A 15,748-nucleotide genomic window follows, 5' to 3' on the forward strand; every position below is an offset into this window, starting at 1 on the left:
CTTATTACCCATACAAGATAAAAGGGATTATTAATAATAAAATCAATCAGGTGACGGCAAAGAAATTCATCAAATTGACTTACTGATTGTGTGATGGTCTTTGAGATTTCCTGGCGTCAGGGTATCCGGCAAGCACACAATTAAGACTATGCGCAATCACAGCACTTATGCTTTCTGCTAAAGTATCCGGCCAGTACGTTTGCGGGCGGTGAGTGGTTTAATTTTTTAAATGCAAAGGGATTTTCACGATATGTCTCACGACCCGATAACCACACCGCCCCCGCAGGAAATGATGGCTGAGCCCGTTTCGCAACCTGGCGTGGCACAACAACATGCTACGCGGCTTATTTTTCTGTTGTCAGGATTTGCAATGGCTGCCTGGGCACCGCTGGTGCCTTTCGTCAAATTGCGGCTGGAAATCAGTGACGGAACACTGGGGTTGCTGCTGTTATGCCTCGGGGCAGGTTCAACATTTTCGATGCCGCTGACCGGTTTTCTGACCAGTAAACTGGGGTGTAAAACGGTCATTCTGATCGCCAGTTCACTGTTGTTGTTGTCCCTCCCATTGCTGACACTCATGAACAGCACTGCCGGAATGGCGTTAATTCTTCTGGTCTTCGGGGCCGCCATCGGCATGATTGATGTCGCGATGAACGTTCATGCCGTTGTGGTTGAGAAAGCCAGTGGCCGTGCGATGATGTCGGGCTTTCACGGTTTTTTCAGTATGGGCAGTATTTTTGGGGCGCTTGCTGTAACCGGCCTGTTATTCCTCGGACTGTCGCCGTTTCAGTCAGTAATGCTGGTCGTGGTTTTACTGGCAATTCTGGTGATATTTACCTGCCCGCATCTGTGGCGCGAAACGCGTCATGAGGGTGACGGACCGATATTTGTTCTGCCCCGCGGCTGGGTTGTGCTGCTGGGGATTTTATGTTTTGTGATGTTCATGACCGAAGGGTCGATGCTGGACTGGGGCGCGTTGTTCCTTACCACCGAACGCGGTGTGTCAGCGCATCAGGCCGGTCTCGGTTACGCCGTTTTCTCCGTCGCGATGACGGCCGGACGTCTGACCGGTGATCGCATCATCAGCATATTGGGTCGTTATAAAGTGCTGATGTATGGCAGCCTGTTTTCAAGCCTCGGTCTGATTTTACTGACCACCGTCGATAATCTGTGGGTCGCGGGCCTGGGTTTTGTCATGATTGGATTTGGCGCGTCAAATCTGGTACCGATCATGTTCAGCGCGGCAGGCAATCAGACCTCCATGCCAGCAGGAATGGCTATCGCCTCCGTGACAACGCTGGGCTATGCCGGTATTTTAGCGGGTCCGGCGCTGATTGGTTTTATCGCGCAAGTCAGCAGCTTATCTGTAGCATTAGGGTGCGTTGCGGCAACGATGTTGTGTGTCACTGTTTGTGCAAAAACCGTCGTCCGCTAAAAGCGTCATAACAAGAATGAAGGGAAAAACTCATCATCATGGCTGGTAAATATTTATCGCTGACATCAACCAATATCACGCGATTCTTTTGGTTGTTCATTTTACTGCTGGCGCTGGGGCTTGGCCTTTACGGGTATAACTACACCAATGCTTATCTGAAAGACAAACTGCTCACGGTACAAAACACCGCAGATTTACTGCAAAAGCGCATCGATAAGTACCGCTACATGACCTACCAGATTTACGACAATTTCACGGGTCAGCCGATGTCTGCGGAGGCCGTCAATGCACAGGAAATCCGCCTGCGCCAGGACATGTATTTTGTTTCCAAATCTCACAAGAAAACCGATGCGCTGATTTTCGGTACTCATGACAGCTCCACCCTGGATTTAACCCTGAAAATTTCATCCTTCCTGGATGACCAGTGGGGTTCAACAACTCATCCTTATTCGCTCTATTACCTGAACGGTCAGGACAACAGTATGTTGCTGATCACCACAGTGCCGCTTGAGCAGCAGGATTCCCGCCTGAAAGAAAACTATTTCACCAGCACGCTGCAGTCACGCCGTGCCGAAATGTTACAGCAGGCAAACACCCTCGATGAGCGTGAAAGTTATTCTCCCCTGCGCAAATCGCGCCAGAGCAACGACTATTCTTTCTCCCTGCGCACCACCTTTAATAATCCGGGTCATCTGGCGACCGTGATTGCCTTCGATTTACCGATGAGTGATCTGATCCCTTCCGGCATGGCGAGGGATAATTTCCAGCTTAATGGCAACACCACGGCGGTTAATGAAGGTGATCCGACCGACGATAATACGGCAGCCAGCAGCATTATGATGCAGGGATGGTCGCTGGTGTTTGATGTGCCGCTGAGCAATTCACCGCTGTCACTGACCTACCATGTGCCGCTGTTTGGCCTGGTGGTTGATCTTGCACACAATAACTTCTGGCTGATCCTGATCAACGTGTTCCTGATCGGGCTGGCGATGATCAGCATCTATTTCATTCGCCACCAGTACATCCGCCCGAGCGAGAATATGGCGGCACAATTGCAAATGCAGCAGGCACTGAATCAGGAAATCATTTCGGGTCTGCCGCTGGGTTTGCTGGTGTATAACTTCAGCAATCACAGCGTGATCCTCAGCAATAAAATTGCCGACCAGTTATTGCCACACCTGAGCCTGAACAAAATTGCCAATATGGCCGAACAGCATCACGGCACGATACAGGCGACCGTCAATAACGAAGTCTATGAAATCCGAATGATCCGCAGTCAGATATCGCCGGAAACTTACCTGTTTATGCTCCACGATCAGGATAAAGAAGTGATGGTGAACCGCACGCTGCAACAGGCCAAACGTGAGTTTGAGAAGAACCTGCAGGCACGCAAACTGATGCTGCATAACCTGGGCATTGAGCTGAATCAGCCCTTGCAGGAACTGAACGGGCTGGCCGTAGCTCTGGTGGAAGAACAGAAGCCGGAAACACGTCAGACGCTGGAAGGCAAACTACTGAATGAATCGCGCAATGCGCTGACGCTGGTCGATAACATTACACTGCTGACCCGTCTGGAAACCCAGGACTGGCAACCGGCAAGTGATAGGTACGTGCTTTCAGCCATGGTAGACGAATTGTTGCTTGAGGCCCTTCCCCGTCTGACTCAGAAAGGCCTCGGGTTACTGAATCATTTCCAGATAGCCCCTGAAGCGGCCTTTATCGGCGATATGCAGGCGGTGAAGAAAATTCTGTCTCTGTTGCTCGACTACGCCATCGTTACGACCTCACTGGGCAAGGTAACCCTGACCAGCGAACAGGACGAAGATCGCCCGGATCAGTTGATTTTCCACATAAACGATACGGGTAGCGGAATTTCCAAAGAAGAACTGAGTAATCTGAATTATCCTTTCCTTAGTCAGACGTTAGTCGATCGCTTTAACCATGGCTCCGGGCTGACATTCTTCCTGTGTAACCAACTGTGCAAAAAACTGGGTGGCCAGCTGGAAATCCGCAGTAAGCTTAATATCGGCACACGCTATACTGTGCGTATAAAACAACGTCAGGAAGCGCAGGAAGTCGAAGCAGAACACGAAAAATTACTGACTGATGTGACGGTATTACTCGATATCACATCAGATGAAGTTCGCGGTATTGTGACCCGGACCATGAACGCCTACGGTGCGGTGTGCATCGTGGCTGACGACCGGCTGGCCGCGCGGGAATATGATGTTTTACTGACAGATAACCCGCAAAACAGTGACCAATTTACCCTGCTGCTGACCGACGATGAGTCGGGATTACAGCAGCTTGAAAAGCATTATATTCGCGTCAATTACAACATCAGCAGTGCGCTGATCGACGCAACATTACTGTTAATCGAACAGCAATTTTCTGTATCCGATGACAGTGTTTCACCCGAAGAACCCGGCGAAAACTCTCTCGACCATTATGAAAAGCAGCTAAAATCAAGCGATTACTATCAGCTTTTCGTTGAGACAGTACCGGAAGATCTTGAGAAACTGTATAATGAAAACCAGCGCCGTGATTTCACATCACTTTCCCAAACAGCACATCGTCTCAAGGGGGTGTTCGCCATGCTGAACCTGACCCCAGGCAAGCAAATGTGTGAATCGTTAGAACAATACATCGCAGATGGCGATGTTTTACAGATTACTGAAACCATCAATCACATTGATTCTTTTGTCTCCAGACTGCTCCAGCAAGGTAGCTAATCACATGAATAATATGAACGTAATTATTGCTGATGACCATCCTATCGTCCTGTTTGGTATTCGTAAGTCCCTTGAACAAATTGAATGGGTGAATGTTGTAGGCGAGTTCGAAGACTCAACTGCACTGGTTAACAGCTTAAGCAAGCTTGATGCTCACGTGCTGATCACTGACCTGTCCATGCCGGGCGATAAATTCGGCGACGGCATCACCTTGATCAAATACATCAAGCGTCATTACCCGCAGTTATCCATCATTGTTCTGACCATGAACAATAACCCGGCGATCCTGAGTTCTGTGCTGGATCTGGATATCGAAGGGATTGTCCTCAAGCAAGGCGCGCCCACCGACCTGCCGAAGGCACTGGCCGCATTGCAGAAAGGCAAAAAATTCACGCCGGACAGCGTGGCGAAATTGCTGGAAAAAATCAGCGCTAATGGTTACGGCGACAAACGTCTGTCTCCGAAGGAAAGCGAAGTTCTGCGTTTGTTTGCAGAAGGCTTCCTGGTCACTGAGATTGCCAAAAAGCTGAACCGCAGCATCAAAACCATCAGCAGCCAGAAGAAATCTGCGATGTTGAAACTGGGCGTGGAAAACGATATCGCCCTGCTGAACTATCTGTCTTCTGTCAGTTCCCAGCCGGTGGATAAAGACTGATATTTAAGAAGGTTACGTTACTTCAGTTGTAAAAAAGGCACCGGGCGGTGCCTTTTTATTGTCCACTTTCCGCCCGCAGGATTAGCGTTTCTTACGTACCAGCGCGCTGTAAAAACTGAGCGTATCACGCAGCGTCTCCAGCGTAACCGGTTTGGATAAACAGTTATCCATTCCCGCCTCAAGACAACGCTGACGCTGTTCCGCCAGCGCGTTCGCGGTAACGCCGATCACCGGTAAAGTGTGGCCAAGTTCGCGCAGTTTTGCCGTCAGCCCGTAACCGTCAAGACGCGGCATATTGACGTCGCTGAGCACAATATCAATTTCGTGTGCACGCATGGCATCCAGTGCGTCAATCCCGTCATTCGCCGTTATCACGACATATCCCATTGTGCCCAGCTGGTCCGCCAGAAGGCGACGGTTGATCGGATGATCATCCACGACCAGCAATGTGATATCGCTGTAATCCTGCGCCACAGCGGCTTCCGGCGCTGCACAGCCCTCTTCTTCCGGTGTCGTATCAAGGCGATAAATCCGGTTGAGCAGTGCGGTGATTTCCAGAGGGGTCGAGGTGCTGTGAACCCAGTAACCTGGCCGCGTTTCGACGGGCGGCCCGATATGGTCGATGGAGAATTCAATTTGTGCGGCCAGTTCGCCCTTATGGATCAGCGGCGTATCGGTGATCAAGACATCTTCCCGCTGGCTTTGCAGCTCCGGCTCGCAGCGCTGAACATTCGCACCGTGATAGCGCATCAGTTGCATCAGGTAGCTTTCCAGATAAGCATTGCGCACATCCAGCCAGACCGTTTTGTCCTGCCAGTGATCCAGCGGTTCACCCGACGGGAACGTGGCATTGTAAAGCGGAATACGCACCGTGAACGAGCTGCCGAGTCCCGGTTCTGACTCTACCTCGATATCGCCATCCATCAGGTTAATCAGCTTTTCACAGATAGCCAGCCCCAGCCCGGTGCCCTGGAAATGACGCTGCACACCGGTCCCCACCTGGAAGAACGGATCAAACAGGCGCGTGATTTCCCGCTCAGGAATACCGACGCCGGTATCGCGCACCTGAAACTCAAGATAGTTACCGCAGGTTCTGACATTCAGAACGATGCATCCGGTATCGGTAAATTTAATCGCATTGTTAAGAATGTTGGAGATGACCTGTTGCAACCTTACCGGATCGCCATTGAACGACAGCGGCACGTTATGTTCGATAAAGCAGTAAAGCCCCAGACGCTTTTTAACCACCAGCGGCAGATAGTTACCGGCAATATGAGTGATCACTTCACGGCAGGAGAATTCCTGCGGCTCGATCTTCAGTTGCTCGGATTCAATTTTGGAGAAATCGAGAATATCGCTGATGATTTTCAGCAGCAGCGCCGACGAGTTATTCATCGCCGTCACCAGACGGTCCACTCCCTGAGGCAACCCTTGCGTTTGCAGTAAGTCCAGGTTGCCGATGATGCCGTAAAGCGGTGTGCGTAATTCATGGCTGACGGTCGCCAGGAACATCGATTTCGACTGGCTGGCCTGCTCGGCCGCATTGGCCATTTCCTGCAATGACTCTTCCATTTTCACGCGCGCACTGACGTCGATCAGCACACAAATCGCCACATCTTCATTACGGTAGCGTGAATGTACGAAACTCAGTTGAATATTGTTATTGTTCTTGGTAATGACATCGACAAAATTCGTCTGTTGATCGCAGATGATTCGGGTAATACGCTGCCGGTCTTCCTGAGTCAGCATACTGATGTAATTGTGCGCCAGTTCATTACTGAGGATGTTAACCCCATCGCTGATACGCAAAATGGAAATGCCGACCGGCGCTGAGGCCACGATTTTGTGATTGAACTGTTCATGTTCCTCAAGCCGGAATGCGTTTTCCTCGGCCGGTAAAAACATCTTGCGCTCAAACACCCAGGCCAGGATGAACAACAACAAACCGGAGAAAATATTCAATAACACAGCATTAAAAATCAGGATCTTAAACCGGTCAATCACTGTATTAAACGGCATTGAATACACCACACTCAGCGAGGACGGTGTCAGCGGTTTTTTATAAACCAAATCTTTGTAGCCATTGACATACCCGAAGAATGAACTGTCCTGCGGATAACCCTCCGGGGAGCTAGCGGAATGCTCGTCCTCAGAAATCTCTAGCAGAGGCTGATCGTCTTCATCGAGTAAGGTAACCGCAGTGTGCTGAGAATTCGGATTCAATAAATCTTCAGCCCGAAGATTTTGCTGAATCCCCATCAGCGCTTCGAGTTTATTGCCCACATAAATCGGGGTCAGCACATACAGATTTCCGGAATCTTTACTGCCGGACTGCGACACCCAGTACAGACTGTTTTCTTTAGCTTTGCTCTTCGCATTGCGATATTGCAGGATTTTTTCATGTAAGGATTTCAACTGTTCCTGGCTTTCGCGCTCGAACGGTTCATTGCTGATCCCAAAATCAACCAGACATAAATTCTCGCCGCTGATGAAGAACACACGACTGAGATCGTAGGCATCGGAAAAGTTATCTTTCCAGTAATGGATCATGTTGCCCAACGAAGCCAGCGAATTACGGTAGCTGTCATTAATCCCGGAACAATCGGACTCAGGGAACAAGGCGAGATAAGTGGGCGCCGTGTTCTTCGTGCTGATAATGCCATTGATGATATCCAGCCCGTTCATCGACGCGCTCAGGCGATTCTCAGCCATGAACTTAATGCTGTGCATCACATCATTGGAGTTCTTAATGTAACTCTGCGCCAGATCGTAATTGAGGTTATCCTCATCGCGGATCTCGGACTCTTTGTTGTGGAAAATATTCAGCACATAAAAGGTGGTCAGCAGCACCCCCAGCGTCCACAACATAAGCGCCAGCACCCGGAAAAGATAACGGGAGATTCTTAACGTTGTGCGAAACGAAGCAAGATATTTCAAAGATTAACCATTAGCAAAGCGGCTCAGTGAGCGGAATGTGGATCAGGATACACTATTGCCAGACTTTCTAAAAAGCGCCTGATAATGCAGTTTAGGTGAAAGATTTGTTTTAAGACGAATTCAATAAAAAAGGGCATAACTATTGTTATGCCCTTTTGTCTGCCAGCTACGAAAACTTATTCTTCTTCGTCATCAGCCGGCTGATCGTCTTCACTTTCCGCGTCGTCTGGCAGATCGGCTGCTTGTGCCGCTTCCAGTTCGCCCGCTTCGGTGGCGACACCATCCAGTTCTTCGTCTTCAACCGGCTCTGCAACACGTTGTAAACCAACCACATGCTCATCATCGGCGGTACGGATAAGCGTCACACCCTGGGTGTTACGGCCGACAGTACTCACTTCAGAAACACGGGTTCGCACCAGCGTACCTGCGTCGGTGATCATCATGATCTGATCCGCTTCATCAACCTGGATCGCGCCAATAACCGGTCCGTTACGCTCGCTCACTTTGATGGAGATAACGCCCTGGGTTGCACGGGATTTAGTTGGGTATTCAGTCGATTCAGTACGTTTACCGAAACCGTTCTGCGTCACAGTCAGAATACAACCATCACCCCGCGGGATGATAAGCGAAACAACGCTGTCACCTTCGCCCAGACGGATACCGCGAACACCGGTCGCCGTACGGCCCATTGAGCGAACCGCTGCTTCGGAGAAGCGCACCACTTTACCGGCCGCAGAGAACAGCATGACTTCGTCCTGGCCGTCAGTCAGGTCCACACCGATCAGCTCATCACCTTCGTTAAGATTGATGGCGATGATGCCGGCGCTGCGTGGTCGGCTGAAATCGGTCAGGGCAGTTTTCTTCACTGTACCGCTGGCGGTTGCCATGAACACATGACGACCTTCCTCGTACTCGCGTACAGGCAGGATCGCCGTGATGCGTTCGTTCGGTTCAAGCGGCAACAAGTTGACGATAGGACGACCGCGTGCACCGCGGCTGGCTTCCGGCAACTGATAGACTTTCATCCAATACAAACGTCCGCGACTTGAGAACATCAGAATAGTGTCGTGGGTGTTAGCCACCAGCAGACGGTCAATGAAATCTTCTTCTTTGATGCGCGCTGCCGATTTACCTTTACCACCGCGACGCTGTGCTTCGTAATCGGTCAGAGGCTGGTATTTTACGTAGCCCTGATGCGACAGCGTCACCACAACATCTTCCTGATTGATCAGGTCTTCAATGTTGATGTCAGAAGTGTTCGCCGTAATTTCAGTACGACGCGGATCATTATATTGATCACGAATCGCTTCCAGTTCTTCACGAATGACTTCCATCAGACGGTCAGGGCTGGACAAGATGAACAGCAGCTCGCCGATTTGCACCAGCAGCTCTTTATATTCATCCAGCAGTTTTTCGTGCTCAAGGCCGGTCAGCTTCTGCAAACGCAGATCCAAAATGGCCTGGGCCTGTTGCTCCGTCAGGAAATATTTCCCGTCGTGAATACCAAATTGTGGCTCCAGCCATTCAGGACGGGCAGCATCGTCACCGGCGCTTGCCAGCATCGCTGAAACATTGCCCAGATCCCATGAACGCGCGACCAGGCCAGCCTTTGCTTCAGCCGGTGTCGGTGCAGCACGGATCAGTTCGATGATAGGATCGATGTTAGCCAGAGCGATCGCCAGTGCTTCAAGGATATGCGCACGGTCACGGGCTTTACGCAGTTCGAAAATAGTCCGGCGCGTGACGACTTCACGGCGGTGACGAACAAACGCAGAAAGGATTTCTTTCAGGCCGAGGATCTTCGGCTGACCCTGGTGCAATGCCACCATGTTGATACCGAAAGAAGTCTGCAGTTGTGTCAGTGAATACAGGTTGTTCAGAACCACTTCACCCACCGCATCACGTTTGATTTCAATGACGATGCGCATGCCGTCTTTATCAGACTCATCACGCAGTGCACTGATACCTTCGACGCGTTTTTCTTTCACCAGCTCGGCGATCTTTTCGATCAGACGGGCTTTGTTCACCTGATACGGGATCTCGTGAACAATGATGGTTTCGCGACCGGTTTTAGCATCGGCCTCTACTTCAGCACGGGCACGGATGTAAATTTTGCCACGGCCGGTCCGGTAGGCTTCTTCGATACCACGGCGACCGTTGATGATGGCCGCCGTCGGGAAATCTGGCCCCGGGATGTGCTCCATCAGCCCTTCAATGCTGATGTTTTCATCCTCAATATACGCCAGACAACCGTTGATCACTTCGGTGAGGTTATGTGGCGGAATATTGGTTGCCATACCGACAGCGATACCTGACGAGCCGTTAACCAGCAGGTTAGGGATACGGGTTGGCATAACAGAAGGAATTTGCTCTGTGCCGTCATAGTTTGGCACGAAATCGACAGTTTCTTTTTCTAAATCTGCCAGCAATTCGTGGGCAATTTTTGACATGCGGATTTCGGTATAACGCATGGCGGCTGCGGAGTCGCCATCCACTGACCCGAAGTTACCCTGCCCGTCCACCAGCATATAGCGAAGTGAGAAAGGCTGTGCCATACGCACGATTGTGTCATATACCGCAGTATCACCGTGTGGGTGATATTTACCGATAACGTCACCGACCACACGGGCCGATTTTTTATAGGCTTTATTCCAGTCGTTACCGAGGACATTCATTGCGAAAAGTACGCGGCGGTGCACCGGTTTCAAACCATCGCGCACATCTGGTAGCGCACGTCCGACAATAACGGACATCGCATAATCCAAATAAGAGTTTTTCAGCTCTTCTTCGATGTTAATCGGTGTGATTTCTCTGGCAAGGTCGCTCATGGAGCTGCTATCCCTCTACTGATTATTCATGGCCGCTGCCTGTATAGGCAAAGGTGTAAAACTATACCACAAACCAGCGAAACGTGGAAAACAACCGCCCCCTTTTGCGTACTATTACTCAACACGATTCAAACCCTTGCACAATCGGCATCATTTCGTATAAACATTAACCAGAACGACAAAACTGAGCCAAAGCAGATGGAATATGTATAATCCGCTAATCAAGTTATAAGGAGTTCATCACGCTCATGACAACCACACCGTCAGCAACACCCCAAAACATCGACCATGAAGAGATTGCCAAATTCGAGGCTGTTGCCTCGCGCTGGTGGGATCTGGAAGGTGAATTCAAACCGCTGCATCGCATCAATCCGCTGCGTCTGAACTATATTCTCGAACGCGCCGGTGGCCTGTTCGGGAAAAATGTTCTTGATGTCGGTTGCGGTGGCGGTATTTTGAGTGAAAGCATGGCGGTGGCAGGGGCGAAAGTCACCGGGCTGGATATGGGGGGCGAACCCTTACAGGTGGCACGTTTGCATGCGCTGGAAAGCGGCGTAAAAGTCGATTACGTACAGGAAACCGTTGAGGCACATGCCGATGCACATCCACAGCAATACGATGTGGTGACCTGTATGGAAATGCTGGAGCACGTTCCTGATCCGGCTTCTGTTGTTGCCGCCTGTGCGCGTCTGGTGAAACCCGGCGGCCATGTATTTTTCTCCACGATCAACCGCAATAATAAAGCCTGGCTGATGGCAATTTTCGGCGCTGAGTATGTGCTGAAAATGGTGCCAAAAGGCACGCATGATATTAAAAAATTTATCAAACCGTCTGAGTTACTGGGGATGATTGACCGCACGCCCTTGTCCGAGCGCCACATCATTGGCCTGCACTACAATCCGCTGACCGACCATTTCAAGCTCGGTCCGAATGTGGATGTGAATTACATGATCCACACCCAGGCGTTATAAAATTCTACCGGTAAAAAGAGGACAGCTAATACTGTCCTCTTTTTGCTTTTCCGCCCGCCCCGCTGCCTTACCAGCGAACACTTATCCCCATCGCCCCCTGGGTTTGTGTAAAATCCTCTGAACTTTGCTGCTGACCCATTTTGCCCCAGACTGTGGTATTTGCGCCCAGGTCACCGTTGATGCCGATGCTCAGTTCCGCACTGTCTTTGGTTGTGCTATCAGTGAAGTTCACGCCATCAACGTTCAGTGAAGTCTGCGCACTGTTGTGTCGGTAATTCGCGTCAATAAAGGGTTTAAGGTGTAACGCGGGTGCCGGGTGAATGTCCCATTCGCTGCGGATCCCCAGCCGTGTCTGAACAGGAGTATTGCCAGCCTGTGCCACTTTCGACTGGTTCGATGCGGTAAAATCTTTCTGCTTCACGCCCTGATAAATCACCTGTGCCTGGGGCTGCAGTGTCCAGTTCCACCGTTTTCCCTGCATCAGGGTGAAACGGTAACCGCCCTCAAGTGAAGCTAAAACGCCGGAAGCGTGATAATTATCGTCACCCGTACCGTCTTCGCTGGCGCTGTTATCAAACCAGGCATATTGCAGCCAGCTGTCGAGATACATCCCCTGATGATTGCGCGCATCCTGATACCAGGAACCGGTCAGCCCGACAGCATACCCCTGAGTGTTATTATCGGATTGACGACCGGTCAGCACGCTGGTGTTGTCACCGTGGCTGATGCTGTAACCGCCCACCACACCGGCCATTAATTCGCTGTCACCCAGGTTATTCCGCCAAAAATTGCCGCTTATCTGTGCAACGGTGCTGTCGTTGTGGCGGTCAATCTGATGGCTGAATGTGGAACTGTCGTGCGCAGACTCCACACGCAGTTTGAGGTTGTCATGGGCTGCACCGGCGTGATCCTGTGCCGTCATGCTGAACGCATTATTGGCGATACGCAGGTTACTCATGTATCCCCCCGTCTTAGGGTTCAGCACCGGGGTAAAATTATCGCCACCGGGTACTGGCTGGGGCTGCGGGGGGACATCAGGATCGGGCTGCGGTTCTGGCGTCGCCACCTGCGAGCGCAAATACCAGTCCTGATTATCTTTCACCAGCGAATAGTCATAGGCGCCCATATTGATATATTGCTGCTCACCGGCCAGATGAAAATCTGCGCCGTTCTGAACGTTTTGTGGATCCGCAGCAAAATCAACCACCCTGATACCGGTTTGCGTCGCCTGCCCGGTGCCGCTGACCGGCACAATGGTCAGTGCGGTATCACCGTCAGTATTGCCACTGAGGATGAGCTGATCGGAGGCTGAGGCATCGCCATTCATTTCCGTTTCCAGTACCACGGTGCCGCCGCCGGTATAATCGCCTTTGACCGTCAGCGTATCGCCCGCCGTACCATTCTGCAGGCTGGCGGTTCCGGCGCCGTTATCGAGATCCCCCTTCACCGTCACACCGCTCAGATAGGTTAATGCGTCAAGGGAAAGACTGCTGTTCAGTGTACCTTCCAGCCCCGAGCCTGATGTGGCATTCACCAGCGTACCGCCCGTGCCCGTAAACAGGCTGGCATTCAGCGTCGCAGACGTGTCCTGATTTACCAGTACCAGTCGTGTACCCTCGGAAATTAATACCGCACCGGTAGATGTCGCATCAATGCTTTGTACCCACTGATCCATCCCGGTTTCAAACGTGGCGTTTTCACCGACATACAGTGAAGAGGCATCAGTGATGATATTTTCCGCCCCACCCTGCAAAGTACCTTGTTCGACGCGCACGGCGGAATGGCTGCTGCCTGGATCCTGCAGGATTAACGTACCGTTACCGCTTTTCGTGAAGGTGCTGTTAACGTCTGCCCTCCCGCCGGTGCTGTCGGCTACTAAGCCTCCCCATTGCGTCGTCACGCCGTCGTCTACCTGCACCGTCCCTGAGGCCCGCATTTCAATATCCCGCGCCTTACCCGTCTGTGCTGATGTGGTATCAATTTGCCCGTTGCCCTCCGCCGTTGCAGAAACCTCCAGCGTACCGGCCTGCGTCGGATCGGTAAAAATAACCTGGCGGTTGTATGCCTCGTCACCGAGTTGAGAATTACCGGTGACCTGCAACGTGCCGGAGGCAATTTGCGTGGTGCCCAGATATGCATTGTTATCCGCCAGCGTGACGCGACCGGCACCCGCGTTAACCACCACATAGACGCCACCATCAACGTGATAATCACTGCCTGCGCTGAATGACACCCGATCGTCATTACCGATCACCGTACCACCGGAACCACTGATCGCCAGGCCGTCGTTGGCCTGTTCGGTCTCACCGGTAAACGTGGTCATATCTGATAAATCCAGTACGCCGCCGTCTAACACAATGGACTGAGGATCGGCCTGTAAAATAGCTAAGTCTCCGGCATCGCCACGCAGGCTGAGAACGGCATTTTTTTCCACCACAATGTCGCCATCCAGCCCCATAGACTGTGCGCCGGTCATACCGAAACTGCCATTTTCTGCCACGGTCAGCTTACCTGAGCCGGTTGTGGTTCCTGCCATAGAGCCGCTGTTAACCATGACATTGCCCCCCGCATCAATATTCAGGGTGCTGTTTTCATGACCCGTAAATGCATTTTTAAATGTCTGTTGCGTACTGCCCACATTAAGTCGGGCTGAGGGGTTCGGAGAAATGTCGCTACCTATGACGATGCCGTGACAGGTATCCGCGTCGTTCTGGCAATGAGTCTCACCCACATTGATAAGGGTATCGTCACGCCCCAGTGTCACCGTCCCCTCCAGAATGTCGAAAAGACCGGTAAAACTGCTGTTGTCGGCGTTCAATACCAGTTCACCCGCACCACCTTTGAAAATGGCACCGTATCCCGCTATCGAGTCATACGCGCCATCATTACCGGCATTACCGATGATCAGCGACTTATCTGCGGCGACAGTAAACTCCGCCTCACTGTGACCGAGGTACATGAAACCCCCGCCTGATGCCTCCGGTTGGTTGCTATAATTGTCTGCAACATTATCGTGGTAGTAAGCCACCCCGCCATTATCTTCATAGTTTTCATCGATTTTGATGTCGACAAGGAAAGGTGTGGATGCACTGTTGGTATAAATTGCCCCACCCAGTCCTCCGGCCTGGTTGCCGGTAAATTCGCTGTTGGTGATAAACATTCCGCCATGGGAATCGGTCGTATTATCTGTGGCATCAATAGCGCCGCCGTTACCATTACCCGCACTGGCGCTTTTATGGGTTTTCGCCTGGTTGTCGGCAAATAAAACATTTGTCAGCCGGACTTCGTTATTCAGGGAATAAATCGCCCCGCCTTTTCCTTCGCTGGAAATGTTTCCTGAGAATACCCCGTTCGTTATCGTCAGGTCAGTCTCGCCTTCGTCATTTGTGCCATTCATATATATCGCACCCCCGTATTCAGGGGCGACGTTATCAATGAATAGGGTATTTTGCACAGAGACAGTCGAGTTTTCTTTAGCAAATATCGCACCGCCATTTTCTGAGCTGCTATTCCCCCTGAACAGGCTGTAACCGGAGGTGTCCTCGGGAATAATCTCCAGTGTGCTGCCGTTCCCCAGATGGAATGCACCGCCAGAATCACCGGACACACTGAGCCCGGAAAACTGCATCACAGCCCCGTCAGCGATGGTATAGCTATTGAGGGTTTTATTTTCCAGCGTCGTGGCTGTGGCACCACAACTTTCAGTGATTTGCATACCTGAACAGGCCGGGAGAGATTCGGCAAATACGCCTTTTGAAAAGGGGACTAAATTAAAAACTAAAAATAGACATGCTGTGATTTTATTGAACGCCATGGAAACCCCGCTCCCGGACCCGATAAAAGAAGGGGGCGAAGGTAATATGCTCGATGTGGAGAGACCACTTAATGATAAATTTAGAATATATAAACATGGTCATTTATTCATGATATGTATTTATTATATGGCTAATTTTTCTCCCACATTCTGCGATAAAATAAATGCCACGGGTCAGGTCAAGGCGCGTGTCAGCCAGTCTGCCGCTGTGCGGGCAACGTCAAATCCTCTGCGGTTGCAAGCCCTTTTTTCATCGGCTTTTGCTGAATTTGTGTTAAGTAACAGGTCATACCGGGGTTAAAACGTTAGTTTTTAGGGCTTTGGTGAATAGTGACGCCGCAACATGATTTTTTAGAATAGTTATTCAGATCTATAT

Annotated in this window: 8 protein-coding genes; 5 read left to right on the forward strand and 3 right to left on the reverse strand. The window is 51.0% G+C overall.

Annotation, left to right across the window (positions count from 1 at the left end; genetic code table 11):
- The first annotated feature begins 292 nt into the window (after positions 1–292).
- The 3 genes from J1785_RS12280 to rcsB are packed head-to-tail and all read left to right on the forward strand — an operon-like array spanning position 293 to position 4,822.
- Positions 293–1,435, forward strand: a complete 1,143-nt coding sequence (locus J1785_RS12280) for an MFS transporter (RefSeq protein ID WP_370278356.1) — start codon at positions 293–295, stop codon at positions 1,433–1,435.
- 38 nt (positions 1,436–1,473) lie between these two features.
- Positions 1,474–4,167, forward strand: coding sequence for a phosphotransferase RcsD (gene rcsD / locus J1785_RS12285; protein ID WP_129952359.1), 2,694 nt, complete (start codon positions 1,474–1,476; stop codon positions 4,165–4,167).
- Between the two features lie 4 nt (positions 4,168–4,171).
- Positions 4,172–4,822 carry a response regulator transcription factor RcsB gene (gene rcsB, locus J1785_RS12290; RefSeq protein WP_013574620.1) on the forward strand — a complete coding sequence of 217 codons (651 nt, stop codon included), beginning with the start codon at positions 4,172–4,174 and terminating at the stop codon, positions 4,820–4,822.
- A gap of 81 nt (positions 4,823–4,903) precedes the next feature.
- Here rcsB and rcsC read toward each other — a convergent pair whose 3' ends face one another.
- Together rcsC and gyrA are read right to left on the reverse strand one after the other, a co-directional pair.
- Positions 4,904–7,759, reverse strand: coding sequence for a two-component system sensor histidine kinase RcsC (rcsC, locus tag J1785_RS12295; RefSeq protein ID WP_217219496.1), 2,856 nt, complete (start codon positions 7,757–7,759; stop codon positions 4,904–4,906).
- A gap of 176 nt (positions 7,760–7,935) precedes the next feature.
- Positions 7,936–10,587 (reverse strand): DNA topoisomerase (ATP-hydrolyzing) subunit A, encoded by a 2,652-nt coding sequence (gene gyrA, locus J1785_RS12300; RefSeq protein WP_129952357.1) that lies wholly within the window; start codon positions 10,585–10,587, stop codon positions 7,936–7,938.
- 248 nt (positions 10,588–10,835) lie between these two features.
- Between gyrA and ubiG the strand changes: the two genes are divergently transcribed.
- Complete coding sequence (gene ubiG, locus J1785_RS12305) at positions 10,836–11,558, forward strand: bifunctional 2-polyprenyl-6-hydroxyphenol methylase/3-demethylubiquinol 3-O-methyltransferase UbiG (RefSeq protein ID WP_217219497.1); 723 nt, start codon at positions 10,836–10,838, stop codon at positions 11,556–11,558.
- A 67-nt stretch (positions 11,559–11,625) separates the two neighbouring features.
- Here ubiG and J1785_RS12310 read toward each other — a convergent pair whose 3' ends face one another.
- The gene (locus tag J1785_RS12310; protein ID WP_238483198.1) at positions 11,626–15,273 is read right to left on the reverse strand and encodes an autotransporter outer membrane beta-barrel domain-containing protein; all 3,648 of its coding nucleotides are present in this window, start codon (positions 15,271–15,273) and stop codon (positions 11,626–11,628) included.
- Here J1785_RS12310 and J1785_RS26755 point away from each other — a divergent pair.
- Entirely contained in the window at positions 15,245–15,673 is a 429-nt protein-coding gene (locus J1785_RS26755) for a hypothetical protein (RefSeq protein WP_238483199.1), read from the forward strand. The two genes, J1785_RS12310 and J1785_RS26755, sit on opposite strands and share 29 nt — an antisense overlap.
- The last annotated feature ends 75 nt before the right edge of the window (positions 15,674–15,748 follow it).

Origin of the sequence: Rahnella perminowiae, from assembly GCF_019049755.1 — a bacterium.
Lineage (GTDB): Bacteria > Pseudomonadota > Gammaproteobacteria > Enterobacterales > Enterobacteriaceae > Rahnella > Rahnella perminowiae.